Raw genomic sequence first — 26,148 nt, forward strand, 5'->3', positions numbered from 1 at the left:
AAAATCATGGTTAAAGTAGCCGTTATGTTAGCTCAGGGCTTTGAAGAAATTGAAGCTTTGACAGTTGTGGATGTTTTGCGTCGTGCTAATATTACTTGTGATATGGTAGGATTTGAAGAGCAAGTGACGGGTTCGCACGCAATCCAAGTAAGAGCAGATCGTGTCTTTGAGGGTGATTTATCAGACTATGACATGATTGTCCTTCCTGGAGGGATGCCTGGTTCTGCACATTTGCGCGATAATCAGGCCTTGATTCAAGAGTTGCAAAGCTTCGAACGAGAAGGGAAGAAACTGGCAGCTATTTGTGCGGCGCCAATAGCCCTCAATCAAGCAGGAGTATTGAAAAACAAGAAGTTTACTTGCTATGATGGTGTTCAAGAGCAAATCCTTGATGGTCAATATGTCAAGGAAACAGTAGTGGTAGATGGTCATTTGATAACCAGTCGAGGTCCATCAACAGCCCTTGCCTTTGCCTATGAGTTGGTGGATCAACTAGGAGGAGATGCAGAGACTTTACGAACAGGAATGCTCTATCGAGATGTCTTTGGTAAAAATCAATAAAACGGGAGTTACCCTCTCGTTTTTTTATGTGGAAAACTCAGGGAAATCATCGCTTTTTTCATAAAAAAATGCTATAATGAAGGGTATGAAATATCACGATTATATCTGGGATTTAGGTGGAACTTTACTGGATAATTACGAAACTTCAACAGCTGCATTTGTTGAAACATTGGCATTGTATGGCATCACACAAGACCATGATAGTGTCTATCAGGCTTTAAAGGTTTCTACTAATTTTGCGATTGAGACATTCGCTCCCAACTTAGAGAATTTTTTAGAAAAGTATAAGGAAAATGAAGCCAGAGAGCTAGAACATCCGATTTTATTTGATGGAGTTTCTGATTTATTGAAAGATATCTCAAATCAAGGTGGCCGTCATTTTTTGGTCTCTCACCGAAATAATCAAGTCTTGGAAATTTTAGAAAAAACCTCTATAGCAGCTTATTTTACAGAAGTGGTGACTTCTAGCTCAGGCTTTAAGAGAAAACCAGATCCTGAGTCCATGATTTATTTAAGAGAAAAATATCAGATTAGCTCTGGTCTTGTCATTGGTGATCGACCGATTGATATCGAAGCTGGGCAAGCTGCAGGACTAGCTACCCACTTGTTTACTAGTATCGTGAATTTAAGACAAGTATTAGACATGTAAGAAAAAGGAAAAAGATGACAGAAGAAATCAAAAATCTGCAGGCACAAGATTATGATGCCAGTCAAATTCAAGTTTTAGAGGGCTTAGAGGCTGTTCGTATGCGTCCAGGGATGTATATCGGGTCAACCTCAAAAGAAGGTCTTCACCATCTAGTCTGGGAAATCGTTGATAACTCAATCGATGAGGCCTTGGCAGGATTTGCCAGCCATATTCAAGTTTTTATTGAGCCAGATGATTCGATTACTGTTGTCGATGATGGGCGTGGGATCCCAGTCGATATTCAGGAAAAAACAGGCCGACCTGCTGTTGAGACAGTCTTTACGGTTCTTCATGCTGGAGGAAAGTTTGGCGGTGGCGGATATAAGGTCTCAGGTGGTCTTCACGGAGTAGGGTCATCAGTAGTTAATGCCCTTTCCACTCAATTAGATGTTCATGTCCACAAAAACGGTAAGATTCACTACCAAGAATACCGTCGTGGTCATGTTGTCGCAGACCTTGAGGTGGTTGGGGACACAGATAGAACTGGAACAACGGTTCACTTCACACCGGACCCAGAAATCTTCACTGAAACAACAACCTTTGATTTCGATAAATTAAATAAACGGATTCAAGAGTTGGCCTTTCTAAATCGCGGTCTTCAAATTTCAATTACAGATAAGCGCGAGGGGTTAGAACAAACTAAGCATTACCACTATGAAGGTGGGATTGCTAGCTACGTTGAATATATCAACGAGAACAAGGATGTAATCTTTGATACACCAATCTACACAGATGGTGAAATGGATGATATCACAGTCGAAGTAGCCATGCAGTACACAACGGGTTACCATGAAAATGTCATGAGTTTCGCCAATAATATTCATACACATGAAGGTGGAACGCATGAACAAGGTTTCCGTACAGCCTTGACACGTGTCATCAACGATTATGCTCGTAAGAATAAGTTACTGAAAGACAATGAAGATAATCTAACAGGGGAAGATGTCCGCGAAGGATTAACTGCAGTTATCTCAGTTAAACACCCAAATCCACAGTTTGAAGGACAGACCAAGACAAAATTGGGAAATAGCGAAGTGGTCAAGATTACCAATCGTCTCTTCAGCGATGCCTTTTCTGATTTCCTCATGGAAAATCCACAGATTGCCAAGAGAATTGTGGAAAAAGGAATTTTGGCCGCCAAAGCTCGTGTTGCTGCCAAGCGTGCGCGTGAAGTCACTCGTAAAAAATCTGGTTTGGAAATTTCCAACCTTCCAGGAAAACTAGCAGACTGTTCTTCTAACAATCCTGCGGAAACAGAACTCTTCATCGTCGAAGGAGACTCAGCTGGTGGATCAGCAAAATCTGGTCGTAACCGTGAATTTCAGGCAATCCTTCCGATTCGAGGTAAGATTTTGAACGTTGAAAAGGCAAGTATGGATAAGATTCTAGCTAACGAAGAAATTCGCAGTCTTTTCACAGCCATGGGAACAGGATTTGGTGCGGAATTTGATGTTTCAAAAGCCCGTTACCAAAAACTCGTTTTGATGACCGATGCCGATGTCGATGGAGCCCACATTCGTACCCTTCTTTTAACCTTGATTTATCGTTATATGAAACCAATCCTAGAAGCTGGTTATGTTTATATCGCCCAACCTCCAATCTATGGTGTCAAGGTTGGAAGCGAAATTAAAGAATATATCCAGCCAGGAGCAGACCAAGAAATTAAACTCCAAGAAGCCTTAGCCCGCCACAGTGAAGGTCGTGCCAAACCAACTATTCAGAGGTATAAAGGTCTTGGTGAAATGGACGATCATCAGTTATGGGAAACAACAATGGATCCCGAGCATCGCTTGATGGCCAGAGTTTCTGTGGATGATGCTGCAGAAGCAGATAAAATCTTTGATATGTTGATGGGGGATAGAGTAGAGCCTCGTCGTGAGTTTATCGAAGAAAATGCTGTCTATAGTACACTTGATGTCTAAAAAATCGGGAGAAGTAGTTCCCTTGGTCTAAAAAATATGATATAATCATTACGATTGTTTCAAGTAAAAAAGGAGTTTAATATGTCTGCTAGCCTAGTAATTTATTTGATAATTGCAGTTGCAGTTTTATTGGTCATTGCTTATGCTATCGCAATCTATGTAAGGAAACGCAATGAAAGTAAACTAGCAATTTTAGAAGAGAAAAAAGAAGAACTGTACAATCTTCCAGTTAATGATGAAGTTGAAGCTGTAAAAAATATGCACTTGATTGGACAAAGTCAGGTGACTTTCCGTGAATGGAATCAAAAATGGGTTGATTTATCTCTTAATTCTTTTGCCGATATCGAAAATAATCTTTTCGAGGCAGAAGGCTACAATAACTCATTCCGTTTTTTCAAAGCGAGTCATCAAATTGATCAAATCGAGAGCCAAATTACTTTGATTGAAGAAGATATTGCGGCAATTCGCAATGCTTTGGCAGATTTGGAGAAACAAGAGTCTAAAAATAGTGGACGTGTTCTTCATACTTTGGACTTGTTTGAAGAGTTGCAACACCGAGTTGCTGATCATTCTGAAGAATATGGACAAGGTTTGTCTGAAATCGAAAAGCAATTGGAAAATATCCAATCAGAGTTTTCTCAGTTTGTAACATTAAACTCGTCTGGTGACCCAGTAGAAGCTGCTGTGATTTTGGATAATGCTGAAAATCATATCTTGGCTTTAACGCATATTGTTGATCGTATACCAGCAATTGTAGCAACATTATCTAAAGACCTACCTGATCAACTGGAAGATTTAGAAGATGGCTACCGCAAGCTTTTAGATGCTAATTATCATTTTGCTGAAACGGATATTGAAGCGCGTTTCCAACTGCTTTATGAAGCTCTCAAGAAAAATCATGAGAATATTGCGAAACTAGAATTGGATAATGCAGAGTATGAAAATACTCAAATCCAAGAAGAGATTAATGCACTTTACGATATCTTTACAAGAGAAATTGCGGCACAGAAAGTGGTAGAAGGTTTAGTAGCAACCCTTCCTACTTATCTGCAACACATGAAGGAAAATAATGCTTTATTGATAGAAGATATTGAGCGTTTGAGTAAGAACTATTTACTTTCTGAGTCAGATGCAAGTCATGTTCGTCGTTTACAGGGTGAATTAGAAAACTTTGAGACTGCTATTGTTGAGGCAACTTCAAATCAAGATGAACCAACTCAAGCATATTCAATTCTTGAAGAAAATCTTGAATCTTTACAGGAAAATCTTAAAGAGATTGAAGATGAACAGATTTCAGTTAGTGAGCGTCTTGCACGAATTGAGAAAGATGATATCAATGCACGTCAAAAAGCAAATGTATATGTTAATCGTCTCCATACAATCAAGAGATATATGGAAAAACGGAACCTACCTGGTATTCCACAAAGTTTCTTGAAGTTATTCTTTACAGCAAGTAATAATACGGAAGATCTCATGGCTGAATTAGAACAAAACTTAGTCAATATAGAATCAGTTAATCGTATTCTTGAAATTGCAACGAAGGATATGGAGGAGCTTGAGGCGGAAACTTATAATATTGTACAGTATGCAACCTTGACAGAGCAACTCTTGCAATATTCTAACCGCTATCGCTCATTTGATGAACGTATCCAAGAAGCCTTCAATGAAGCTTTAGATATTTTTGAAAAAGAATTTGATTATCACGCTTCATTTGACAAGATTTCTCAAGCATTGGAAGTGGCAGAGCCTGGTGTAACCAACCGCTTTGTTACCTCATATGAGAAAACACGTGAAACGATTCGTTTTTAATAAAAGAAAAAGATTTGATTGTGTGAGAAGCAGAATCAAATCTTTTTTATTATTTGTCTATAAAATCTTGTATGATAAGATCTCAAGATAAAAAATTGGAGACGATTTAAAAAGCAAGTCAGAACCTATGTTTGGTCTATAAGGTTCAATAGCTTTCTAATCTCTCCAAAATTTTATTTGATTGGAATTGAAATCCCAATTAATTTTTCTGAGTAGAGGGTTTTGATATTGGCCTCATCAATAGAGTCCTTATCAATTTTACGTTTCAAGAAAAATTCTTGGATGGCTTCGATTTCAGTTTCTCGAATAGCACGGTGTTTATTTGAGATGAGGATTTCATAGTGAAGCGGAGCTTGGGTAAAAATAACATCTGTATTTCCAGCAGAATAGACCTCAACAAGAGTTGCATCTGTACTCTCTAGCTGGCTTTTTACAAGTTGCGAGTGTGAGTTTGTCGTATTGATAAGCTTCATAACATTTCCTCCGATTTTCTAATACTATTATAGCACTTTTTGAATAAAGTAGCTTGATTTAGTCAATCTTATGCTGTTTTTTCCAAGATTGAATGGCCCATTTGTGACTACCACGTTTGAGATTTTCAATAGCCTCGTCAATAGGGAACCAGGCAATATGATTAAAGTCTTCTAGTGGTTTTTGAACTTCCTTGAAAGATGTCGCTTCATAGAGGTAGGCAGGATTGTAGTAGTAGGTATCACGGTGACGAGAGTAGAAATATTCGTCAGCTTGTCCGTAATAGGTACCAATTTCAGCTGTGAAACCAAGCTCTTCAATCAATTCACGCTTTAGGGCTTCCTGATGATTTTCACCTGATTCAATTTCGCCACCTGGTAAGAACCAAGCACCATTAGGTGCTTGAACAAGAACAATTTGTTTTTGTTCAGCGTCAGGGATAACTGCATACACTCCATAGCGTGCAACATAGTCTGTATTCGCTTTTTTTTCTCCAAAAGTTGGGTTTGCCATTGAATTTTCCTCATTATCTAGTATCGTTATTATTATCATAATGGACAAAGGGCAAGCTGTCAAGAAATTACAGTTATTTTAGTCAAAAAGAAGCAGAAAAATTTCATTTTCTACTCCTTTTCTATAGTATTTATTTTTCTGTCTCAGAAGTTTTAACTTCTGCTTTTTTGGCAGATTTGATTTGAATCTTGCCCTTGCTGGTCATAACTGCCTTTAGGTCTTTTTCACTTGGATTTTCAAGGTAGTAGTCAGTGATTGCGTCCTCAATATAGTCTTGAATAGTACGACGAAGTGGGCGTGCTCCCATTTTTGGATCATAACCGAGGTCAACTAATTTTTCTTTGACCTTTTCAGTTACATCTAAATGAATATTGTTGCTAGAAAGACGTTTGTTAACATCTGCAAGCATGAGCTCGACAATCTGAAGGAGGTTATCTTTGCTGAGAGCCTTAAATTCGATAATGCCATCAAAACGGTTCATAAACTCTGGGCTAAAGAAGTTACCGAGTTCACCAAGAACAGAGTTGGTACGTCCTTCTCTAGCAGCCCCAAATCCAACGCTGGCTTCAGCCTTACCTGTACCTGCATTTGAAGTCATGATAATAATGGCATCCTTGAAGCTGACGGTACGTCCTTGACCATCTGTTAAACGTCCATCATCTAAGACTTGAAGGAACATATGCATGACATCTGGATGAGCTTTTTCCACTTCATCCAAGAGGATAAGAGAATATGGATTGCGACGGATTTTTTCAGTTAATTGCCCAGCCTCATCGTAGCCAACATAACCTGGAGGGGCGCCGACCAACTTAGCTACACTGTGTTTTTCCATATATTCACTCATATCAAAGCGAATCATACTGTCAGCAGAACCAAAGAGTTCGATAGCTAGTTGTTTGGAAAGTTCTGTCTTACCGACACCAGTTGGTCCGACAAAGAGGAAGCTTCCAATTGGACGGTTAGGGGTACCGAGACCGACACGATTACGGCGAATAGCCTTGGCAATCTTATCGACTGCATCATCTTGTCCAATAACATGAGACTTGAGATCTTCGGCTAGATGGATGAGTTGAGATTGTTCTTTCTCTTTTAAATCACCAACAGGGATATTTGTTTTCTGCTCGATAATGTGCTCAATGGTTTTCTCACTGATGATAGGAGTATCTTGGTCTGTGACCTTTTTCTTTTGCATTTCCTTATACTTGGCAATCTGGTCGCGGAAATAGGCGGCCTTCTCAAAATCTTCCTCCCGTGTAGCTTGAGATTTGAGATTTTCAGCCTCAATCAAGCGTTGATCAATCACTTTAGGATCGACAAAATTCAAGGTCAAGTTCATCTTAGAACCAGCTTCATCTAGGAGGTCAATGGCCTTGTCAGGTAAGAAGCGATCTTGGATGTAACGATTGGAAAGAGTTGCAGCTGCTTCAATTGCAGCATCAGTATATTGAACGTGGTGGTAGTCTTCGTATTTCTTTTGAATTCCTTTGAGGATAGTGATTGTTTCTTCCACTGTTGGTTCATCAACTTTGACAGGCTGCATACGACGCTCTAGGGCAGCATCCTTTTCAATGATACGGTATTCATTGAGAGTAGTAGCGCCGACCAGTTGCAGTTCCCCACGAGCAAGGGCTGGCTTGAGGATATTTCCTGCATCCATATTGCCATCGCCCGCAGAACCAGCACCGACAATTTCATGGATTTCATCGATAAAGAGGATAATATCCTCACGTTTGCGAATTTCTTCCATGAGTTTTTGCATGCGTTCTTCAAATTGTCCACGGATACCCGTTCCTTGAACTAGGCTAACTACATCCAGACGGATGACTTGTTTACCTTGGAGTTTATGTGGAACGTCGCCATCAACGATTTTCTGAGCTAGACCTTCGACAACGGCAGTTTTTCCGACACCTGGTTCACCGATAAGAACAGGATTATTCTTGGTTCTGCGATTGAGAATTTCGATGACACGGATAATCTCATCGTCGCGCCCAATAACGGGGTCAATGTCTCCACGACGGGCAATCTCAGTTACGTTGATACCAAATTCTTCCAGCAGGCCTTTTTCTTGGCTTGGTGGTGGAGTTTGAGCAGATCCACGATTTTGGGAACCATAACCGCCGTTTCCACCGTAACCTCCACCTGATTGGGTTGGGGGAGTCGGAGGAGTATTGTTAGAAGGTCTAAAATTGTTTAGGTCATTGAAGAAATCACCAAAGGGATCAAAGTCACGATTGTTCAGATCCGTCATACCTTTAAAGAGGCTATTGTTAGGATCTGTCTTGATAATCTTATAGCAGTTTTGACAGAGGTCAATTTGTTTTTGTTTTCCATTGAGATTGGTGTAAAGATGAATTGTTGAGTCGTTAATTTTACAGTTTTGACAAAGCATACATCTACCTCATTTCTTTCTTTATCCTGACCTGTTCAAAGGTCAAAAATAGTCAAATTTCTATACTCTCATTATAACAGGATTGGGGTGTAAAGCAAGTAAAAAGATTGAAGCTTTGAGAAGTTGTTACAATGAAAATTTTTGAGATTTTAGGGAATAAAAAAATCCTATTTGTGAGACAAAAAGGATTTTGGTTAGACATGCAGGGTGTAATCCCAGCTTGTTTTGTATTAGTAAAGGAGTTCGTAAATCTCCATTGCAATCAAGTCAATGCTGTCAAAAGTATAAGTTTCGCGAGCTTCTACATCACGAAGGGTAAAGATTGATCCGTTTTCTTCGTCGTGGCTGTATGCAACTTCTGCAACAACAACTCCTTCGCGTTCAAAATTACGTTTTAAATTTCCGCCGTCTTTTGCCATTGCTTCAAGGCGGTTGATAATTCTAACCAAATGTGATTCCATTTTGATTCTCCTTCATTTCTTATCGTTACTATTTTACCATAAAGGAGGCCAACTTGACTAGAAAAAACTAAGATTTCTCGCTAATTCTACCAGCTGAAAGTTTTTTTGAATAAATCGGATAAAAAGTTTGAATTTTAATTCAATACATGTTATAATCATACAGTATTCTATTTTAGAAAGCAGTGTGACTATGAATTTTTCTTTTTTACCTAAGTATTTGCCTTATTTTAACTATGGGGCTATTGTGACGGTTCTCATTTCTATCTGTGTTGTCTTTTTGGGAACTATTTTGGGTGTTGTCTTGGCTTTTGGGCAACGGTCAAAGTTTAAACCGCTTGTTTGGCTCGCCAACTTGTACGTTTGGATTTTCCGCGGGACACCGATGATGGTTCAGATTATGATTGCTTTTGCTCTTATGCACATCAATGCTCCGACTATTCAGGTTGGGATTTTGGGTGTTGATCTTTCTCGCTTGATTCCAGGGATTTTGATTATCTCTATGAACAGTGGCGCTTATGTTTCTGAGACTGTTCGTGCTGGGATTAATGCGGTTCCAAAAGGTCAGCTAGAAGCGGCTTATTCGTTAGGGATTCGTCCTAAAAATGCGATGCGCTATGTGATTTTGCCACAAGCAATCAAAAATATTTTGCCAGCATTGGGGAACGAATTTATCACCATTATAAAGGACAGCTCCCTCTTATCAGCTATCGGTGTTATGGAGTTGTGGAACGGGGCTACAACAGTTTCTACAACAACCTATCTACCTTTAACACCACTTTTATTTGCAGCCTTTTACTACTTGATTATGACTTCTATTTTGACAGTAGCCTTGAAAGCTTTTGAAAAACGTATGGGACAAGGAGATAAGAAATAATGACAGAAACTTTGATAAAAATTGAAAATTTACATAAATCATTTGGAAAAAATGAAGTATTGAAGGGCATCAACCTCGAGATTAAAAGAGGAGAAGTTGTCGTTATCATCGGTCCTTCGGGGAGCGGGAAATCTACCTTGCTTCGCTCTATGAATTTGTTGGAAGAAGCGACTAAAGGGAAGGTTATCTTTGAGGGAGTCGATATTACGGACAAGAAGAATGACCTGTTTGCCATGCGTGAGAAGATGGGCATGGTTTTCCAACAATTCAATCTCTTTCCTAATATGACTGTGATGGAAAATATCACCTTGTCACCTATCAAGACTAAAGGTGAGAGCAAGGCTGTTGCTGAGAAGAGAGCCCAAGAACTTTTGGAAAAAGTTGGTTTACCAGATAAGGCAACTGCTTATCCACAGAGTTTGTCAGGTGGCCAGCAACAACGGATTGCCATCGCGCGTGGTTTGGCTATGGAACCAGATGTTTTGCTTTTTGACGAGCCAACTTCAGCCCTGGATCCTGAAATGGTAGGTGAGGTGTTGGCTGTTATGCAAGACTTAGCCAAGTCAGGAATGACCATGGTTATCGTAACACATGAAATGGGATTTGCCCGTGAGGTGGCAGATCGTGTTATCTTTATGGCAGACGGTGTGGTTGTTGAAGATGGAACACCTGAACAGATTTTTGAACAAACCCAAGAACAACGGACTAAAGATTTCTTGAGTAAGGTTTTATAATCTATTTTAAAATTTCAAGACAAGATTAATGGAAAGCTCGACCCGAGCTTTTTCTTATAGTTTGAAACTATAGGATTGCCTAGGAAAGAAGTGTTAGAGGGTACTAGTAGTTTTTGGTATAATGTAAGATATTTGAAAGAAAAGAGAAGTGATATGACACAGATTATTGATGGGAAAGCTTTAGCGGCCAAATTGCAGGGGCAGTTGGCTGAAAAGACTGCAAAATTAAAGGAAGAAACAGGTCTAGTGCCTGGTTTGGTAGTGATTTTGGTTGGGGACAATCCAGCCAGCCAAGTCTACGTTCGCAACAAGGAACGTTCTGCCCTTGCGGCTGGTTTCCGTAGCGAAGTAGTGCGAGTTCCAGAGACCATTACTCAAGAGGAATTGTTAGACCTGATTGCTAAATACAATCAGGATCCAGCTTGGCATGGGATTTTGGTTCAGTTGCCATTACCAAAACACATTGATGAAGAGGCGGTTCTATTGGCTATTGACCCAGAAAAGGATGTGGATGGTTTTCATCCTCTAAATATGGGACGCCTTTGGTCTGGTCATCCAGTCATGATTCCTTCGACACCTGCAGGAATTATGGAGATGTTTCATGAATATGGGATTGACTTGGAAGGTAAAAATGCGGTCGTAATCGGTCGTTCAAATATCGTTGGAAAACCCATGGCCCAGCTTCTTTTGGCCAAGAATGCAACAGTGACCTTGACTCACTCACGCACCCATAATCTCGCTAAGGTGGCTGCTAAAGCGGATATTCTTGTGGTCGCAATTGGTCGTGCTAAATTTGTGACTCCTGACTTTGTCAAACCAGGTGCGGTAGTCATTGACGTTGGGATGAATCGTGATGAAAATAGTAAGCTCTGTGGGGATGTAGATTATGAGGCAGTTGCCCCACTTGCTAGCCATATTACGCCAGTTCCTGGAGGTGTAGGTCCTATGACCATTACCATGCTGATGGAGCAAACTTATCAAGCAGCACTTCGAACATTGGATAGAAAATAAGAGAAAAATTTTCTGAGGAAAGTGTATTTTCTATAGCTATATCTAAAATGGCAGAAATGAATATTAAATTTTAGAAATAAGTTTATAAAAGGAGGTATGCGCCTCCTTTTTGTTGTATAATAAATGCGAGAGGAAAAACGATGAGAGTGATTGAGCAAGCATTATTAGAAAAAGTCATTATTGAACGTTCTCGTACCAGTCATAAAGGAGACTATGGTCGTCTGCTGTTGCTTGGTGGGACTTATCCTTATGGTGGTGCTATCATCATGGCTGCTCTGGCAGCTGTTAAAAGTGGAGCTGGTTTGGTGACCGTTGGAACAGATAGAGAAAATATCCCAGCTTTGCACAGTCATTTACCTGAGGCTATGGCCTTTTCTCTTCAAGACCAGCAATTATTAAAAGAGCAATTGGAGAAGGCAGAAGTGGTCTTAGTGGGGCCTGGTTTACGAGACGATACTTTTGGAGAAAATCTTGTAAAACAGGTATTTGTTAGCTTAAAAAAGAATCAGATTTTGATTGTAGACGGAGGGGCCTTAACCATCCTTGCTAGAACAAGGTTGTCGTTTCCATCTAACCAGCTTATCTTAACTCCCCACCAAAAAGAATGGGAAAAGCTGTCTGGTATTGCTATTGAAAAGCAAAAGGAAGATACAACATCTAGTGCCCTGACTTCCTTTCCACAAGGAACAATTTTGGTAGAGAAAGGTCCAGCTACTCGTATTTGGCAAGTTGGCCAGTCTGATTATTACCAGTTACAGGTTGGCGGTCCCTATCAGGCGACTGGTGGTATGGGTGATACACTGGCTGGAATGATTGCAGGATTTGCAGGCCAATTTCGACAGGCCAGTCTCTACGAACGTGTGGCAGTAGCAACCCATCTTCATTCAGCCATAGCCCAAGAATTAGCTCAAGAACATTATGTGGTCTTGCCAACGGAAATTAGTAATTGTCTTCCCAAGATAATGAAAAAATATCTCAAAAAAGACTGGGATAAAATTCAATTTTAGGAGAAAACGAAGTAAATATTACCACAATAAAACGCATAATATCAAGTTTTTTTAATACCTGATACTATGCGTTTTTGACTTTAAAGCCTTTTTGGGCTGTTTCTATTTTGGAGCAATCTTTTGCTCAGTATGTTTTATAATTTCTCGTTGATAAATCGGATAAACTGATTCCACCAAACTTTTAAGAAGAAGGCTTTTTCAACTTTCTTTTCTGCTACCATTTCGAAACTAGGACGTTCTGTGGTAATGTAACCTTGATCAATCAAATCCTTGTCTTCGTAAGTCAAATGGCCAACCACTGTTCCAGCTTCAAGTGGTGCGAGGATTGCTTTAGAATCAGGTGTGAATTGAATAGATTGGGAAGATTGACCCCCAACACGTTCAATTAGATAGATATCCTCTGGGGCCACTGCAGTGACCGTATCTTCTTTTCCATCTTGTACAGGGACTTTGCTATCTTGATAGGTATCGCCTTGCTGAACGATTTTGCGAAGTGTAAATGTAGAAGAAATATAATCCATTAGGGAAGATGTAGCTGTAAAACGAGAGTAAGGATTATTATCTTGATGATCTGCATTCAAAATAACAGTGATAACCCTCATGCCTTTTTCGACAGTAGTACCAACAAAAGACTCTCCAGCCTTATCTGTTGTTCCTGTTTTCAGTCCATCAAAACCACCACGGTAAGCAGGCATACCTTCTAACATGTAGTTGGTAGAAGTGATTGTCATTCCAGCAAAAGTAGAAGAAGGTTTTTTCGTTATTTCCAAGACTTGTGGGTATTTTTTGATGAGGTTACGAGCAACGATAGCGACATCATAAGCACTGAGCTTATTTTCATCATCTTTATTAGACCCAGGGTAAATGTTATCTCCGAGAGTTTCGTTGTTCAGACCAGTTGTATTGACAACAGTGGCATCTTTGATTCCCCATTCCAAGAGTTTTGCTCGCATCATATCAACGAAGTTTTTTTCAGAGCCAGCAATTTTCTCAGCTAGGGCAATAGCGGCGCTGTTGGCACTAGATACCAGAGTTGCTTCAAGTAACTCTTCGACAGTATAATTACGGGCCTCCATAGGAACATTACTGGCTTCAGAATTTGTCGTCAATTGATAAGGATAATCAGAAATATCTACTGGGGTGGATAGTGTGATACTTCCATTTTCGAGTGCTTCATAGACCAGGTAAACGGTAAGTAGTTTTGTTATAGAAGCAATTTCGACAGGTTGAGTTGCATCTTTCTCATAGAGAATTTTACCAGTATTGGCCTCAACAGCAATCGCATGTTTAGCAGCAATATTAAAATCTTGGGCAGCAACAGTAGATGCTGATCCAATTACGGATAGACTTAAGAGAGTTAAAATGATTTTTTTCATAGTAAGTTTATTCTAACATAAAGAAAAAAATATTCCCAGTTTCATGATAGAAGAAAGAAGCTTTTTTGAAAGTATGGTAAAATAGATGAATGGAGGTAGCTCATGTTTCGTAAGAATAAATTATTTTTTTGGACTAGTGAGATTTTATTATTAACAATTATTTTTTATTTATGGAGAGAGATGGGGGCTATTATCACGCCTTTTGTAAGCGTCGCAAACACCATCATGATTCCTTTTCTTCTAGGTGGTTTTTTATATTATTTGACCAATCCTATTGTAAATTTTTTACAAAAGTATTTCAAAATTAATCGTATCATTGGTATTCTACTAACCTTGTGTGCTTTGGTTTGGGGGCTTGTCATTGGGGTAGTCTATCTCTTACCGATTTTGGTTAATCAGTTGACCAGCTTGATTGCGACTAGTCAGACTATCTATAGTCGTTTACAAGATTTGATTGTGGATTTATCTACTTATCCAGCCTTTCAAAATTTGGATATTCAAGCGACTATTCAACAATTAAATCTATCCTATGTAGATATTTTACAAAATATCCTAAATAGCGTTACCAATAGTGTTGGAAGTGTTCTATCAGCTCTCTTTAGTACCGTTTTGATTATTATTATGACTCCTGTGTTTTTGGTTTATTTTTTGTTAGATGGTAACAAATTTTTGCCGATGCTTGAGCGCACTGTTTTAAAGAGAGATAAGTTGCATATTGCAGGTCTTTTAAAGAATTTGAATGCGACAATTGCTCGCTATATTAGTGGAGTCGCAATTGATGCGATTATTATTGGCTGTTTGGCCTTTATCGGATATAGCGTAATCGGTTTGAAATACGCTTTGGTCTTTGCCATCTTTTCAGGATTAGCAAATCTTATTCCTTATGTGGGACCAAGTATTGGCTTGATTCCGATGATTATTGCAAATGTCTTTACCGATCCTCATAGAATGCTAATTGCAGTTGTTTACATGCTAATCATTCAACAAGTGGATGGAAATATCCTCTACCCTCGAATCGTTGGTGGCGTGATGAAAGTCCATCCAATAACAATTTTAGTATTACTTTTGTTATCAAGCAATATCTATGGGGTCATTGGCATGATTGTCGCAGTACCAACCTATTCTATCTTAAAAGAAATTTCTAAGTTCTTATCACGTTTGTATGAAAATCATAAAACAATGAAAGAACGAGAAAGAGAATTAGCTAAGTAAAAGTCAGGAAATTCCTGATTTTTCTTTTTCTTTAGGTAAATTATAGGAGTAGAAGTGCCATTTAGATTAGCCTATTAAGAATAATTCACAAAAACTTTGTAAAACACTTGCAATTTAGCTGAAATTTGATAAAATAGTAAGGAAAGTTAGACTGTATTGCCTACTGTCTATCTATAAAATATATTTTATTGGAGGCTTTTACTCAAATGGCAAAAGAAAAATACGATCGTAGTAAACCACACGTTAACATTGGTACTATCGGACACGTTGACCACGGTAAAACTACCCTAACTGCAGCTATCACAACTGTTTTGGCACGTCGCTTGCCTTCATCAGTTAACCAACCTAAAGACTATGCGTCTATCGATGCTGCTCCAGAAGAACGCGAACGCGGTATCACTATCAACACTGCGCACGTTGAGTACGAAACTGAAAAACGTCACTACGCTCACATCGACGCTCCAGGACACGCGGACTACGTTAAAAACATGATCACTGGTGCCGCTCAAATGGACGGTGCTATCCTTGTAGTAGCTTCAACTGACGGACCAATGCCACAAACTCGTGAGCACATCCTTCTTTCACGTCAGGTTGGTGTTAAACACCTTATCGTCTTCATGAACAAAGTTGACTTGGTTGACGACGAAGAATTGCTTGAATTGGTTGAAATGGAAATCCGTGACCTATTGTCAGAATACGACTTCCCAGGTGACGATCTTCCAGTTATCCAAGGTTCAGCTCTTAAAGCCCTTGAAGGTGACACTAAATACGAAGACATCGTTATGGAATTGATGAACACAGTTGATGAGTACATCCCAGAACCAGAACGTGACACTGACAAACCATTGCTTCTTCCAGTCGAAGACGTATTCTCAATCACTGGACGTGGTACAGTTGCTTCAGGACGTATCGACCGTGGTATCGTTAAAGTCAACGACGAAATCGAAATCGTTGGTATCAAAGAAGAAACTCAAAAAGCAGTTGTTACTGGTGTTGAAATGTTCCGTAAACAACTTGACGAAGGTCTTGCTGGAGATAACGTAGGTGTCCTTCTTCGTGGTGTTCAACGTGATGAAATCGAACGTGGACAAGTTATCGCTAAACCAGGTTCAATCAACCCACACACTAAATTTAAAGGTGAAGTCTACATCCTTACTAAAGAAGAAGGTGGACGTCACACTCCATTCTTCAACAACTACCGTCCACAATTCTACTTCCGTACTACTGACGTTACAGGTTCAATCGAACTTCCAGCAGGTACTGAAATGGTAATGCCTGGTGATAACGTGACAATCGACGTTGAGTTGATCCACCCAATCGCCGTAGAACAAGGTACTACATTCTCTATCCGTGAGGGTGGACGTACTGTTGGTTCAGGTATGGTTACAGAAATCGAAGCTTAATTCGATTTAGTTCCCAGAAGAACAATTATTTAAGTCAGACACTAAAAGAACCTTGCTTTGCAAGGTTCTTTTTTTTTATATTGAACTAAAATTGAAGAATTGTTTACATAAAAAAGCTCTATACACTAGATGTGCATAGAGCAATTGGGCTTTATTTGATATAGAGTTCTTGATTTTTTAGTATAATTTCACGGACACTTGCGAATTTCTTGAGTTTTTTAAGCTTTTCTGGATGAGTGACGAGAGTGATAACATAACCTTCCTTGCCCATACGGCCAGTACGGCCAGCACGGTGTGTGTAGGTTTCGCTATCTCTCGGGACATCAAAGTTTACGACGCATTCTAGGCTATCGATATCAATTCCACGAGCCAAAAGGTCAGTTGCAAGGAGTAGGGTTAGTTGCTTATCTTTAAACTTTTCTAAGATGACTTTTCTAAATTTGACATTAACATCACTAGCGAGGGAAACAGCCAAGATATCACGATACTGCAATTTTTCTTCTGCACTTCCAAGGTCTGATAGGCTGTTAAAGAAGACCAGACCACGGAAATCCTCAACATGAGCCAGTTTTCGTAACATATCCACTCGGTGACGTTGGTCTACCTGTATGTAGAAATGCTGGATATTGTCCAGTTTTTGATCAGAGAGATTAATAGTGCGTGTATTCGGCACAATCTTTTCTTGGTCAAACTTGGCCGTCGCACTCATGTAGATGAGTTGGTGGTCACGCGGTGCGTAGTGAGTAATTTTCTCGACAAAGTGTATCTGAGAATCATCGAGCAATTGGTCAAATTCATCCAGGATGATGGTTTCCACATTCATCATCTTGATTTTTTTCAGTTTAATGAGTTCAAAGATACGGCCAGGAGTTCCAATCAGAATTTCTGGTCCTTTTTTGAGTCGTTCAATTTGACGTTTTTGACTTGAACCTGATAGAAAGAGTTGGGCTGTCAAGCCGATAGCTTCAGCCCACGTTTTACATACATCAAAAATCTGTCCAGCAAGCTCAGTATTTGGTGCTAGAATCAAGAGTTGCTGCGCTTTTTTCTTTTGTAGTCTGAGAAGACTTGGTAGGAGGTAAGCTAGGGTCTTACCGGTTCCTGTTGGGCTCACTCCTAGAAGATTTTCTCCAGCAAGAAGGGGCTCAAATAGTTGAGTTTGAATGGGGGTGAATTCTTGGAAACCGAGTTGGTCACTTAGTTCTTGCCATTCAGTAGGTAGTTTGGTTTTCATTTTTCTGCCTCAAATCTAATGCCAGCAGTCTGGCGCATGGTGTATAGTAGCTCATGAACTGAACTTGCATCTTCCAGCCAAGTTTGGTAGAGATTCAGATCTGGTTGCTGGATCATGTGTGCAAATGCAGCGACTTCCTCAGTCATCGTATGAGGAACCTGTTGGATAGGGAGTTGGACTTGATTGCCTTGGTGATCGGTAAAAATAGCCGAGCGAACATGCTCAATCGTGTTGAGGGTCAAGGTACCATCTGTCGTATAAATCTCGCAAGGAAGATTGGAAGTGATGTTTTTCCCAGCCTTAATATGAACTTGATAGTCAGGGTAGAAGAGAATTCCGTCTCCATTTAAGTCAATACTATTGTCCAGCTGTTGAGCCTGATAGGTTGCATCTTGAGTTTTTCCAAAGAGACGAACGGCAGCGTAGAGGGGATAAATCCCTAAATCCATAAGCGCTCCACCAGCAAAACGGTCTGAGAAGACATTTGGTGTCTCCCCAGTCAATAAGTTAGACATTTTGGAAGAATACTTGGCATAGTTGAAATCTGCTCCCAAAATTTGTTTGTCTGCTAAAAAGTTTTTGATGATAGTAAAAGCTTTTTCATGGTAATTGCGAGCTGCTTCGAATATAAAACAGTGATTTTTCTCAGCTGTATGTCTCAAATCTAGCCATTCTTGTGGCTGAGTGACAGCTGGCTTTTCAAGAATGACGTGTTTACCAGCAGATAATGCAGCTTTTGCCTGAGCAAAATGCAAGGAGTTTGGACTGGCAATATAGACCACATCAAAGGAGCTCTTGAAGAAGTCCTCTACTTGATCAAAGAGTTGGATATTCTGATAGCGAGAAGCAAAGGTTGCTGCAGTTTCTAACTTTCTAGAATAGACTGCGATCAGTTGGTATTTTCCACTGGTATGGGCTGTTTCTATGAAGTGGTGGCTGATAGCACCTGTTCCGATGACACCTAATTTAAGCATAGATACTCCTTTTCCGATTTTAAATCCTTCTTTCATTATAACATAGATAGACGGGACTATCCAACAGAGGAGAAAAATTGGTAACTTCTAAAACTAACTTCCAGTTTCCCACAACCTAGCTTTTAGTATGATAAAAACGCGTGACATCAGTGGAAATCCGTCTTAGACTAACTTCCACTGGTTTTCTTTTTCTTGATATATAAGGGTTCAAAAGAGAAAAGACTCAGAAAAAAGTGCACGACAAATAGCCCTAAAACAGAGTCGTCTTAGAGTAACTTCCAGTTTTGGGAGAGAGGTGGAAGTTACTTTGAGAAGTTACGCAGGGGAAAAATTTCAAATAAGCTACTAGGACTTTCCCAAAGAAAGTGGTACAATAATGAGATGAGTAAATGAAATGGGAGGAAAAATGAGGCTATTACCTATAAGAAAAATATCACGTCAGTCTAAGAGACTAGCGCTTTTTTTGACTTTTTGTGCAGGATATGTAGATGCCTATACGTTTATTGTGCGAGGGAATACTCTTGTAGCTGGACAAACTGGGAATGTCGTCTTTCTATCAGTGGGGCTCATTCAACACAATGTTTCAGATGCTAGTGCCAAAGTAATGACCTTGCTAGCTTTTATGATGGGGGTCTTTTTATTAACTGTTTATAAGGAAAAATTGAGAATTGTGAAAAAGCCCATTCTGTCACTGATTCCTTTGGCAATCTTATCAATCATTATTGGTTTTGTGTCACAAACTGTAGATAATATCTATCTAGTACCGCCCTTGGCCTTTTGTATGGGCTTGGTGACAACTGCTTTTGGTGAGGTTTCGGGTATTGCCTACAATAATGCCTTTATGACAGGAAATATCAAACGGACCATGCTAGCTTTTGGAGATTATTTCAGAACTAAGCACACTCCTTTTTTGCGTGAAGGTTTCATATTTGTTAGCTTGCTTACTAGTTTTGTCCTTGGAGTGGCTTTTTCGGCCTATTTGACGATTTTCTATCAGGAAAAGACCATTCTTGGTGTTCCTATTATGATGAGCATTTTTTACCTCAGCATGCTTTTTGCCTCTTGGCGGAAAAAAGTACAAGAAAAAGCTTCATTTTAGGTGTTATTACTTGTAAGAAAATAGGAGATATGCTATACTTGAAGAGTTGACTATGCACAATCCTGTGCAACCGCACGAACATCGTTGCTCGTCGTATAACAAATTTAAACTTCGTCATTGTCGCCTTGCCTAACATAAGTTATGTCTTCGGCTCAATTCCTAGTTTATTCTTTGTTATACTTAGAGCTCTTCTTTTAAGTGGTTCGTCCCACGATGCTAGGCGAGTCTTCACAAAAAATTCGGGGAAACCCATAAAAATCATAGGAGGTGCATAATGAGCACATACGCAATTATCAAAACTGGCGGAAAACAAGTTAAAGTTGAAGTTGGTCAAGCAGTTTACGTTGAAAAATTGAACGTTGAAGCTGGTCAAGAAGTTACTTTTAACGAAGTTGTTCTTGTTGGTGGTGAAAACACTGTTGTCGGAACTCCACTTGTTGCTGGAGCTACTGTAGTTGGAACTGTTGAAAAACAAGGAAAACAAAAGAAAGTTGTTACTTATAAGTACAAACCTAAAAAAGGTAGCCACCGTAAACAAGGTCACCGTCAACCATATACAAAAGTTGTCATCAACGCAATTAACGCTTAATTTTAAGGAGAACACATGATACAAGCAGTCTTTGAGAGAGCCGAAGATGGCGAGCTGAGGAGTGCGGAAATTACTGGACACGCCGAGAGTGGCGAATACGGCTTTGATGTCGTGTGTGCATCGGTTTCTACGCTTGCCATTAACTTTATCAATTCTATTGAGAAATTTGCAGGCTATGAACCAATCCTAGAATTAAACGAAGATGAAGGTGGCTATCTGATGGTTGAAATTCCAAAAGATCTTCCTTCACACCAGAGAGAAATGACCCAGTTATTCTTTGAATCATTTTTCTTAGGTATGGCAAACTTATCGGAGAACTCTTCTGAGTTCGTCCAAACCAGAGTTATCACAGAAAACTAACACGGAGGAAAACATTATGTTAAAAATGACTCTTAACAACTTGCAACTTTTCGCCCACAAAAAAGGTGGAGGTTCTACATCAAACGGACGTGATTCACAAGCAAAACGTCTTGGAGCTAAAGCAGCTGACGGACAAACTGTAACAGGTGGATCAATCCTTTACCGTCAACGTGGTACACACATCTACCCAGGTGTAAACGTTGGACGTGGTGGAGACGATACTTTGTTCGCTAAAGTTGAAGGCGTAGTACGCTTTGAACGTAAAGGACGCGATAAAAAACAAGTTTCTGTTTACCCAATCGCTAAATAAAAAGGTCCAGTGAACCTTTTTATCCCGAGCCTTGAAATGTAAAGGCGAGGAAGCTAGAAGTAGCATTAAATAAGGCTTTCCGAGTTTTTGGAGAGCCTGTTTTTTTGTTTTGGTACCCACGCTGATACCCATATTTTAAAAACCAATGTAAGAAGCGAACTTGTCGGCTGCTTTATATTTTAGATACAATCATAAAATAGTGGAATGTAAACCTTTTACAGTAATAAAGTTTATGAGGGAATAAGATATTGTAAAAATTGCTAAGGTTTGATATTATAATTGTATCTGAGTAAGGAAGCAGGAATATGGAAAGGATGTGAACCTATATGAAAAAAATTATCACCATAATAGTCTGTTCAATATCTTTTCTTGTTTTATCTGCTTGTGTTAGTAAGAAAAAACTTATTCTTCCTGAACCTGAAAGTATTTCTGTAATTTCTCTGCAGAAAAAAATCTCTGAAAATGTTAAAACAATAACCAAGAGAGAAGAAATTTCAAAATTGATTAAGGAGATACAGAGACAGTCAAAATCTACCTCTTTGGAGAGTGTAAATGATCAACCGACAAATGTTAAAGATTATATCATTATCAAGTTTTATCATCAGAATGAAGAAAAGGATAGTGTAGTCTATCTATATACTAAGAAGAAAAGACAGTATATTGAGCAACCTTATGCTGGTATCTGGGAAGTAAATCCAGATATAGCCAATAGGATTGAAGAGATTTTTTCTAGTTGATTTATAGAATTCAAGAAATTTTTAGAGAGTTTTCTTGTATTATGTTTTAAACGGTAAATCAAAAAGATTTGCTGTTTTTATTTGCTTGAAATCAGATTAAGACTGAAAAAAGACATTATTCTAATTCTTGTCTTGGAATGTTAGAGTCTTTATTGATACTTGAAAATTTCCAAACTTTTTTCCTTTTTGGAAAACTTCTAAAATATGGTATAATGAAAAGATAAAGAAGTTGGGGGTAGAAGATGAACATTCAACAATTACGCTATGTTGTTGCCATTGCCAATAGTGGTACTTTCCGTGAAGCTGCTGAAAAGATGTATGTTAGTCAGCCGAGTCTGTCTATTTCTGTTCGTGATTTGGAAAAAGAGTTGGGGTTTAAGATTTTCCGTCGGACCAGCTCAGGGACTTTCTTGACTCGTCGTGGTATGGAATTCTATGAAAAAGCGCAAGAATTGGTTAAAGGATTTGATATTTTTCAAAATCAGTATGCTAATCCTGAAGAAGAAAAAGATGAATTTTCCATTGCTAGTCAGCACTATGACTTCTTGCCACCGACGATTACGGCTTTTTCAGAGCGCTATCCTGACTATAAGAACTTTCGTATTTTTGAATCAACTACTGTTCAAATCTTAGACGAAGTAGCGCAAGGGCATAGTGAGATTGGGATTATCTACCTCAATAATCAAAATAAAAAGGGGATTATGCAACGGGTTGAAAAGCTGGGTCTTGAGGTCATTGAATTGATTCCCTTCCATACCCACATTTATCTCCGTGAGGGGCATCCTTTGGCTCAGAAAGAGGAATTGGTCATGGAGGATTTAGCGGATCTACCAACGGTTCGTTTTACTCAGGAAAAGGATGAATACCTTTATTATTCAGAGAACTTTGTTGATACCAGTGCGAGCTCACAGATGTTCAATGTGACTGACCGTGCTACTTTGAATGGCATTTTGGAGCGGACGGACGCCTATGCGACAGGTTCTGGATTTTTAGATAGTGACAGTGTTAATGGCATCACAGTTATTCGTCTCAAGGATAATTTGGATAATCGCATGGTTTATGTCAAACGTGAGGAAGTGGAGCTGAGTCAAGCTGGTACTCTCTTTGTAGAAGTCATGCAAGAATATTTTAATCAGAAGAGGAAATCATGAAAAAAAGAGGAATAGTGGCAGTCATTGTACTGCTTTTGATTGCGCTGGATCAGTTGGTAAAATCCTATATCGTCCAGCAAATTCCACTGGGTGAAGTGCGTTCTTGGATTCCCAATTTCGTTAGCTTGACCTACCTGCAAAATCGAGGGGCAGCCTTTTCTATCTTACAAGATCAGCAGTTGTTATTCGCTGTCATTACTCTGGTTGTCGTGGTAGGTGCCATTTGGTATTTACATAAACACATGGAGGACTCATTTTGGATGGTCTTGGGTTTGACCTTGATTATCGCAGGTGGTCTTGGAAACTTTATTGATAGGGTGAGTCAGGGCTTTGTTGTGGATATGTTCCACTTGGACTTTATCAATTTTGCAATTTTCAATGTGGCAGATAGCTATCTGACGATTGGAGTGATTATTTTATTGATTGCAATGCTAAAAGAGGAAATAAATGGAAATTAAAATTGAAACTGGTGGCCTGCGTTTAGATAAGGCTTTGTCAGATTTGACAGAATTATCACGCAGTCTCGCGAATGAACAAATCAAATCAGGTCAGGTCTTGGTCAATGGCCAAGTCAAGAAAGCTAAATACACAGTTCAAGAGGGCGATGTCGTCACTTACCATGTGCCAGAACCAGAGGTTTTAGAGTATGTAGCTGAGGATATTCCGCTAGAAATCATCTACCAAGATGAGGATGTGGCCGTCGTTAACAAACCTCAGGGGATGGTTGTGCATCCGAGTGCTGGTCATACTAGTGGAACTATGGTAAATGCCCTTATGTACCATATTAAGGATTTGTCGGGTATCAATGGGGTTTTGCGTCCAGGAATTGTTCACCGTATTGATAAGGATACGTCAGGCCTTCTCATGATTGCTAAAAACGATGAGGCGCATCTAGCACTTGCTCAAGAACTCAAGGATAAAAAGTCTCTTCGCAAATATTGGGCGATTGTTCATGGAAATCTGCCTAATGATCGTGGTGTGATTGAAGCTCCGATTGGCCGTAGTGAAAAAGACCGTAAGAAACAGGCTGTGACTGCTAAAGGGAAGCCTGCAGTGACTCGTTTCCACGTCTTGGAACGCTTTGGTGATTATAGCTTAGTGGAGTTGCAACTGGAGACAGGGCGCACTCATCAAATCCGTGTTCACATGGCTTATATCGGCCATCCAGTCGCTGGTGATGAAGTCTATGGTCCTCGCAAGACTTTGAAAGGACATGGACAATTTCTTCATGCTAAGACTTTAGGTTTTACTCATCCGAGAACAGGTGAGACCTTGGAATTTACAGCAGATATCCCAGAGATATTTAAGGAAACATTAGAGAGATTGAGAAAGTAAGAATGAAAAAGAAATTAACTAGTTTAGCCCTTGCAAGCACTTTTTTAGCTTTGTCATGGTATGGGAATGTTCAAGCTCAAGAAAGTTCAGGAAATAAAATTCACTTTATTAATGTTCATGAAGGTGGCAGTGATGCGATTATTCTTGAAAGCAATGGACATTTTGCCATGGTGGATACAGGAGAAGATTATGATTTCCCAGATGGAAGTGATTCTCGTTATCCATGGAGACAGGGTATCAATACAACTTATAAGCATGTTCTAACAGACCGTGTCTTTCGTCGCTTGAAGGAATTGGGTGTCCAAAAACTTGATTTTATTTTGGTAACCCATACCCACAGTGACCATATTGGAAATGTTGATGAATTACTGTCTACCTATCCAGTTGACCGAGTCTATCTTAAGAAATATAGTGATAACCGTATTACTAATTCTGAACGTCTATGGGATAATCTGTATGGCTACGATAAGGTTTTACAGACTGCCGCAGAAAAAGGTGTTTCAGTTATTCAAAATATCACACAAGGGGATGCTCATTTTCAGTTTGGGGACATGGACATTCAACTATATAATTATGAAAATGAAACAGATTCCTCAGGTGAGTTAAAGAAAATTTGGGATGACAATTCCAATTCCTTGATTAGCGTGGTAAAAGTCAATGGTAAGAAAATTTACCTTGGGGGCGACTTAGATAATGTTCATGGAGCAGAAGACAAGTATGGTCCTCTCATTGGAAAAGTTGATTTGATGAAGTTTAATCATCATTTAGATACAAAAAATTCTAATACAAAAAATTTTATAAAAAATTTGTCTCCTGAGATAATTGTTCAAACTTCTTCCTCACCAATTGGTTCGTATGATAGCGGTCAAGAAATAAATAGGGAATATATTAGCTGGCTTGAATCAATGGGAATTCAACATATAAACGCAGCCAGCAAAGACTATGATGCGACAGTTTTTGATATTCGACAAGACGGATTTGTCAATATTTCAACTTCCTACAAGCATATTCCAAGTTTTCAAGCTGGTTGGCATAAGAGTGCTTATGGAAACTGGTGGTATCAAGCACCTGATTCTACAGGAGAATATGCTGTCGGTTGGAATGAAATTAAGGGTGAATGGTATTACTTTAACCAAACGGGTATCTTATTACAGAATCAATGGAAAAAATGGAACAATCGTTGGTTCTATTTGACAGACTCTGGTGTTGCTGCTAAAAATTGGAAGAAAATCGCTGGAATCTGGTATTATTTTAACAAAGAAAACCAGATGGAAACTGGTTGGATTCAAGATAAAGAGCAGTGGTATTATTTGGATGTTGATGGCTCTATGAAGACAGGTTGGCTTCAATATAAGGGGCAATGGTATTACTTTGCTCCATCAGGGGAAATGAAAACGGGTTGGGTAAAAGATAAAGAAACCTGGTACTATATGGATTCTACTGGTGTCATGAAGACAGGTGAGATAGAAGTTGCTGGTCAACATTATTATCTGGAAGATTCAGGAGCTATGAAGCAAGGCTGGCTTAAAAAGGCGAATGCTTGGTACTTCTACAAGACAGACGGTTCACGAGCTATAGGTTGGATTAAAGACAAGGATAAATGGTACTTCTTGAAAGAAAATGGTCAATTACTTGTAAATGGTAAGACACCAGAAGGCTATACTGTTGATTCAAGTGGTGCCTGGTTAGTGGCTGTTCCGGTAGAGAAATCTGCTACAACTAGAGATACAAGTAACTCAGAAATTAAAGAATCTAGTGAAGTAGTGAAAAAGGATCTTGAAAATAAAGAAACGAGTCAACATGAAAGTGTTACAAATTCTTCAACTAGTCAAGATGTGACATCCTCAACTTCACAAAGCTCTGAAACGAGTGCAAACAAATCGGAATCAGGACAGTAGTAAAAAAGAAGGTTTTAGGGCCTTCTTTTT

The 26,148-nt window shown here is 39.3% G+C and carries 26 protein-coding genes, 1 pseudogene and 1 other annotated feature; of the genes and pseudogenes, 19 read left to right on the plus strand and 8 right to left on the minus strand.

The window, feature by feature from the left end:
• Positions 1-6 precede the first annotated feature (6 nt).
• The 4 genes from SK608_RS04090 to ezrA all read left to right on the plus strand — a co-directional run bounded on the left by SK608_RS04090 (position 7) and on the right by ezrA (position 4,980).
• Positions 7-561 carry a DJ-1 family glyoxalase III gene (locus tag SK608_RS04090; RefSeq protein WP_033676796.1) on the plus strand — a complete coding sequence of 185 codons (555 nt, stop codon included), beginning with the start codon at positions 7-9 and terminating at the stop codon, positions 559-561.
• Between the two features lie 85 nt (positions 562-646).
• On the plus strand, positions 647-1,210 hold the full coding sequence (locus tag SK608_RS04095) for an HAD family hydrolase (protein ID WP_031227692.1): 564 nt from the start codon (positions 647-649) through the stop codon (positions 1,208-1,210).
• Between the two features lie 14 nt (positions 1,211-1,224).
• A complete protein-coding gene (gene gyrB, locus SK608_RS04100) occupies positions 1,225-3,171 on the plus strand; it encodes a DNA topoisomerase (ATP-hydrolyzing) subunit B (protein WP_023942865.1) in 1,947 nt (648 codons plus the stop codon).
• An 81-nt stretch (positions 3,172-3,252) separates the two neighbouring features.
• Positions 3,253-4,980 carry a septation ring formation regulator EzrA gene (gene ezrA, locus SK608_RS04105; protein WP_033676799.1) on the plus strand — a complete coding sequence of 576 codons (1,728 nt, stop codon included), beginning with the start codon at positions 3,253-3,255 and terminating at the stop codon, positions 4,978-4,980.
• A 173-nt stretch (positions 4,981-5,153) separates the two neighbouring features.
• Here the strand turns inward: ezrA and SK608_RS04110 are convergent, their stop codons facing one another.
• The 4 genes from SK608_RS04110 to SK608_RS04125 all read right to left on the minus strand — a co-directional run bounded on the left by SK608_RS04110 (position 5,154) and on the right by SK608_RS04125 (position 8,814).
• Positions 5,154-5,453, minus strand: a complete 300-nt coding sequence (locus SK608_RS04110) for a DUF1827 family protein (protein WP_000767197.1) — start codon at positions 5,451-5,453, stop codon at positions 5,154-5,156.
• A 58-nt stretch (positions 5,454-5,511) separates the two neighbouring features.
• Positions 5,512-5,964, minus strand: coding sequence for an NUDIX hydrolase (locus SK608_RS04115; protein WP_033676801.1), 453 nt, complete (start codon positions 5,962-5,964; stop codon positions 5,512-5,514).
• A 130-nt stretch (positions 5,965-6,094) separates the two neighbouring features.
• Positions 6,095-8,353 (minus strand): ATP-dependent Clp protease ATP-binding subunit, encoded by a 2,259-nt coding sequence (locus tag SK608_RS04120; RefSeq protein WP_033676804.1) that lies wholly within the window; start codon positions 8,351-8,353, stop codon positions 6,095-6,097.
• Between the two features lie 230 nt (positions 8,354-8,583).
• A complete protein-coding gene (locus SK608_RS04125) occupies positions 8,584-8,814 on the minus strand; it encodes a DUF1797 family protein (RefSeq protein WP_000443570.1) in 231 nt (76 codons plus the stop codon).
• Between the two features lie 190 nt (positions 8,815-9,004).
• Between SK608_RS04125 and SK608_RS04130 the strand changes: the two genes are divergently transcribed.
• The 4 genes from SK608_RS04130 to SK608_RS04145 all read left to right on the plus strand — a co-directional run bounded on the left by SK608_RS04130 (position 9,005) and on the right by SK608_RS04145 (position 12,440).
• Complete coding sequence (locus tag SK608_RS04130) at positions 9,005-9,688, plus strand: amino acid ABC transporter permease (RefSeq protein WP_033676806.1); 684 nt, start codon at positions 9,005-9,007, stop codon at positions 9,686-9,688.
• Complete coding sequence (locus tag SK608_RS04135) at positions 9,688-10,422, plus strand: amino acid ABC transporter ATP-binding protein (RefSeq protein ID WP_000140955.1); 735 nt, start codon at positions 9,688-9,690, stop codon at positions 10,420-10,422. The genes SK608_RS04130 and SK608_RS04135 overlap by 1 nt, the downstream gene beginning before the upstream one ends.
• A gap of 153 nt (positions 10,423-10,575) precedes the next feature.
• Positions 10,576-11,433: a bifunctional methylenetetrahydrofolate dehydrogenase/methenyltetrahydrofolate cyclohydrolase gene (locus SK608_RS04140; protein WP_033676807.1), complete on the plus strand. Its 858-nt coding sequence runs from the start codon at positions 10,576-10,578 to the stop codon at positions 11,431-11,433.
• A 140-nt stretch (positions 11,434-11,573) separates the two neighbouring features.
• Entirely contained in the window at positions 11,574-12,440 is an 867-nt protein-coding gene (locus SK608_RS04145) for an NAD(P)H-hydrate dehydratase (RefSeq protein ID WP_033676809.1), read from the plus strand.
• Positions 12,441-12,574: 134 nt separating this feature from the next.
• Here the strand turns inward: SK608_RS04145 and pbp3 are convergent, their stop codons facing one another.
• Positions 12,575-13,816, minus strand: a complete 1,242-nt coding sequence (pbp3, locus tag SK608_RS04150; RefSeq protein ID WP_033676811.1) for a D-alanyl-D-alanine carboxypeptidase PBP3 — start codon at positions 13,814-13,816, stop codon at positions 12,575-12,577.
• A gap of 102 nt (positions 13,817-13,918) precedes the next feature.
• Between pbp3 and SK608_RS04155 the strand changes: the two genes are divergently transcribed.
• Positions 13,919-15,028, plus strand: coding sequence for an AI-2E family transporter (locus SK608_RS04155; RefSeq protein WP_000488881.1), 1,110 nt, complete (start codon positions 13,919-13,921; stop codon positions 15,026-15,028).
• Positions 15,029-15,234: 206 nt separating this feature from the next.
• Positions 15,235-16,431, plus strand: coding sequence for an elongation factor Tu (gene tuf, locus SK608_RS04160; protein ID WP_001040726.1), 1,197 nt, complete (start codon positions 15,235-15,237; stop codon positions 16,429-16,431).
• A 151-nt stretch (positions 16,432-16,582) separates the two neighbouring features.
• Here the strand turns inward: tuf and SK608_RS04165 are convergent, their stop codons facing one another.
• Both SK608_RS04165 and SK608_RS04170 read right to left on the minus strand, forming a co-directional pair.
• Positions 16,583-17,665, minus strand: coding sequence for a DEAD/DEAH box helicase (locus SK608_RS04165; protein ID WP_033676813.1), 1,083 nt, complete (start codon positions 17,663-17,665; stop codon positions 16,583-16,585).
• Positions 17,662-18,639: a Gfo/Idh/MocA family protein gene (locus SK608_RS04170; protein WP_033676815.1), complete on the minus strand. Its 978-nt coding sequence runs from the start codon at positions 18,637-18,639 to the stop codon at positions 17,662-17,664. The genes SK608_RS04165 and SK608_RS04170 overlap by 4 nt, the downstream gene beginning before the upstream one ends.
• Before the next feature lie 406 nt (positions 18,640-19,045).
• Between SK608_RS04170 and SK608_RS04175 the strand changes: the two genes are divergently transcribed.
• From SK608_RS04175 to SK608_RS04195, 5 genes are all read left to right on the plus strand, one after another.
• On the plus strand, positions 19,046-19,738 hold the full coding sequence (locus tag SK608_RS04175) for a YoaK family protein (RefSeq protein WP_033677765.1): 693 nt from the start codon (positions 19,046-19,048) through the stop codon (positions 19,736-19,738).
• A 58-nt stretch (positions 19,739-19,796) separates the two neighbouring features.
• Positions 19,797-19,976: a sequence feature (ribosomal protein L21 leader region), on the plus strand.
• Between the two features lie 36 nt (positions 19,977-20,012).
• The gene (gene rplU / locus SK608_RS04180; protein ID WP_000109141.1) at positions 20,013-20,327 is read left to right on the plus strand and encodes a 50S ribosomal protein L21; all 315 of its coding nucleotides are present in this window, start codon (positions 20,013-20,015) and stop codon (positions 20,325-20,327) included.
• A 15-nt stretch (positions 20,328-20,342) separates the two neighbouring features.
• On the plus strand, positions 20,343-20,687 hold the full coding sequence (locus SK608_RS04185; RefSeq protein WP_000613694.1) for a ribosomal-processing cysteine protease Prp: 345 nt from the start codon (positions 20,343-20,345) through the stop codon (positions 20,685-20,687).
• A gap of 16 nt (positions 20,688-20,703) precedes the next feature.
• Positions 20,704-20,997, plus strand: a complete 294-nt coding sequence (rpmA, locus tag SK608_RS04190) for a 50S ribosomal protein L27 (RefSeq protein ID WP_000916509.1) — start codon at positions 20,704-20,706, stop codon at positions 20,995-20,997.
• 326 nt (positions 20,998-21,323) lie between these two features.
• Positions 21,324-21,734 carry a DUF5301 domain-containing protein gene (locus SK608_RS04195; protein ID WP_033676819.1) on the plus strand — a complete coding sequence of 137 codons (411 nt, stop codon included), beginning with the start codon at positions 21,324-21,326 and terminating at the stop codon, positions 21,732-21,734.
• A gap of 175 nt (positions 21,735-21,909) precedes the next feature.
• Here SK608_RS04195 and SK608_RS11670 read toward each other — a convergent pair.
• Positions 21,910-21,984: pseudogene (locus SK608_RS11670) on the minus strand (AraC family transcriptional regulator); the annotation flags it as partial.
• Here SK608_RS11670 and SK608_RS04200 point away from each other — a divergent pair.
• From SK608_RS04200 to cbpE, 4 genes are read left to right on the plus strand one after another with little or no spacing between them, the layout of a single operon-like run.
• Entirely contained in the window at positions 21,977-22,885 is a 909-nt protein-coding gene (locus SK608_RS04200; protein WP_001025694.1) for a LysR family transcriptional regulator, read from the plus strand. The pseudogene SK608_RS11670 and the gene SK608_RS04200 overlap by 8 nt on opposite strands.
• Positions 22,882-23,343 carry a signal peptidase II gene (gene lspA, locus SK608_RS04205; RefSeq protein WP_033676821.1) on the plus strand — a complete coding sequence of 154 codons (462 nt, stop codon included), beginning with the start codon at positions 22,882-22,884 and terminating at the stop codon, positions 23,341-23,343. Before SK608_RS04200 ends, lspA begins: the two co-directional genes overlap by 4 nt.
• Positions 23,333-24,220 (plus strand): RluA family pseudouridine synthase, encoded by an 888-nt coding sequence (locus SK608_RS04210; protein WP_033676823.1) that lies wholly within the window; start codon positions 23,333-23,335, stop codon positions 24,218-24,220. The genes lspA and SK608_RS04210 overlap by 11 nt, the downstream gene beginning before the upstream one ends.
• Positions 24,221-24,222: 2 nt before the next feature.
• Positions 24,223-26,118, plus strand: coding sequence for a phosphorylcholine esterase CbpE (cbpE, locus tag SK608_RS04215; protein WP_033676826.1), 1,896 nt, complete (start codon positions 24,223-24,225; stop codon positions 26,116-26,118).
• The last annotated feature ends 30 nt before the right edge of the window (positions 26,119-26,148 follow it).

It is taken from the genome of Streptococcus mitis subsp. hohhotensis (genome assembly GCF_000722775.1).
Classification (GTDB): domain Bacteria; phylum Bacillota; class Bacilli; order Lactobacillales; family Streptococcaceae; genus Streptococcus; species Streptococcus carlssonii.

Bases quoted from the DNA above. Each gene is read 5' to 3' on its own strand.
- SK608_RS04090 (WP_033676796.1), top strand. From the start codon at position 7: ATGGTTAAAGTAGCCGTTATGTTAGCTCAGGGCTTTGAAGAAATTGAA.
- SK608_RS04095 (WP_031227692.1), top strand. From the start codon at position 647: ATGAAATATCACGATTATATCTGGGATTTAGGTGGAACTTTACTGGAT.
- gyrB (WP_023942865.1), top strand. From the start codon at position 1,225: ATGACAGAAGAAATCAAAAATCTGCAGGCACAAGATTATGATGCCAGT.
- ezrA (WP_033676799.1), top strand. From the start codon at position 3,253: ATGTCTGCTAGCCTAGTAATTTATTTGATAATTGCAGTTGCAGTTTTA.
- SK608_RS04110 (WP_000767197.1), bottom strand. From the start codon at position 5,453: ATGAAGCTTATCAATACGACAAACTCACACTCGCAACTTGTAAAAAGC.
- SK608_RS04115 (WP_033676801.1), bottom strand. From the start codon at position 5,964: ATGGCAAACCCAACTTTTGGAGAAAAAAAAGCGAATACAGACTATGTT.
- SK608_RS04120 (WP_033676804.1), bottom strand. From the start codon at position 8,353: ATGCTTTGTCAAAACTGTAAAATTAACGACTCAACAATTCATCTTTAC.
- SK608_RS04125 (WP_000443570.1), bottom strand. From the start codon at position 8,814: ATGGAATCACATTTGGTTAGAATTATCAACCGCCTTGAAGCAATGGCA.
- SK608_RS04130 (WP_033676806.1), top strand. From the start codon at position 9,005: ATGAATTTTTCTTTTTTACCTAAGTATTTGCCTTATTTTAACTATGGG.
- SK608_RS04135 (WP_000140955.1), top strand. From the start codon at position 9,688: ATGACAGAAACTTTGATAAAAATTGAAAATTTACATAAATCATTTGGA.
- SK608_RS04140 (WP_033676807.1), top strand. From the start codon at position 10,576: ATGACACAGATTATTGATGGGAAAGCTTTAGCGGCCAAATTGCAGGGG.
- SK608_RS04145 (WP_033676809.1), top strand. From the start codon at position 11,574: ATGAGAGTGATTGAGCAAGCATTATTAGAAAAAGTCATTATTGAACGT.
- pbp3 (WP_033676811.1), bottom strand. From the start codon at position 13,816: ATGAAAAAAATCATTTTAACTCTCTTAAGTCTATCCGTAATTGGATCA.
- SK608_RS04155 (WP_000488881.1), top strand. From the start codon at position 13,919: ATGTTTCGTAAGAATAAATTATTTTTTTGGACTAGTGAGATTTTATTA.
- tuf (WP_001040726.1), top strand. From the start codon at position 15,235: ATGGCAAAAGAAAAATACGATCGTAGTAAACCACACGTTAACATTGGT.
- SK608_RS04165 (WP_033676813.1), bottom strand. From the start codon at position 17,665: ATGAAAACCAAACTACCTACTGAATGGCAAGAACTAAGTGACCAACTC.
- SK608_RS04170 (WP_033676815.1), bottom strand. From the start codon at position 18,639: ATGCTTAAATTAGGTGTCATCGGAACAGGTGCTATCAGCCACCACTTC.
- SK608_RS04175 (WP_033677765.1), top strand. From the start codon at position 19,046: ATGAGGCTATTACCTATAAGAAAAATATCACGTCAGTCTAAGAGACTA.
- rplU (WP_000109141.1), top strand. From the start codon at position 20,013: ATGAGCACATACGCAATTATCAAAACTGGCGGAAAACAAGTTAAAGTT.
- SK608_RS04185 (WP_000613694.1), top strand. From the start codon at position 20,343: ATGATACAAGCAGTCTTTGAGAGAGCCGAAGATGGCGAGCTGAGGAGT.
- rpmA (WP_000916509.1), top strand. From the start codon at position 20,704: ATGTTAAAAATGACTCTTAACAACTTGCAACTTTTCGCCCACAAAAAA.
- SK608_RS04195 (WP_033676819.1), top strand. From the start codon at position 21,324: ATGAAAAAAATTATCACCATAATAGTCTGTTCAATATCTTTTCTTGTT.
- SK608_RS04200 (WP_001025694.1), top strand. From the start codon at position 21,977: ATGAACATTCAACAATTACGCTATGTTGTTGCCATTGCCAATAGTGGT.
- lspA (WP_033676821.1), top strand. From the start codon at position 22,882: ATGAAAAAAAGAGGAATAGTGGCAGTCATTGTACTGCTTTTGATTGCG.
- SK608_RS04210 (WP_033676823.1), top strand. From the start codon at position 23,333: ATGGAAATTAAAATTGAAACTGGTGGCCTGCGTTTAGATAAGGCTTTG.
- cbpE (WP_033676826.1), top strand. From the start codon at position 24,223: ATGAAAAAGAAATTAACTAGTTTAGCCCTTGCAAGCACTTTTTTAGCT.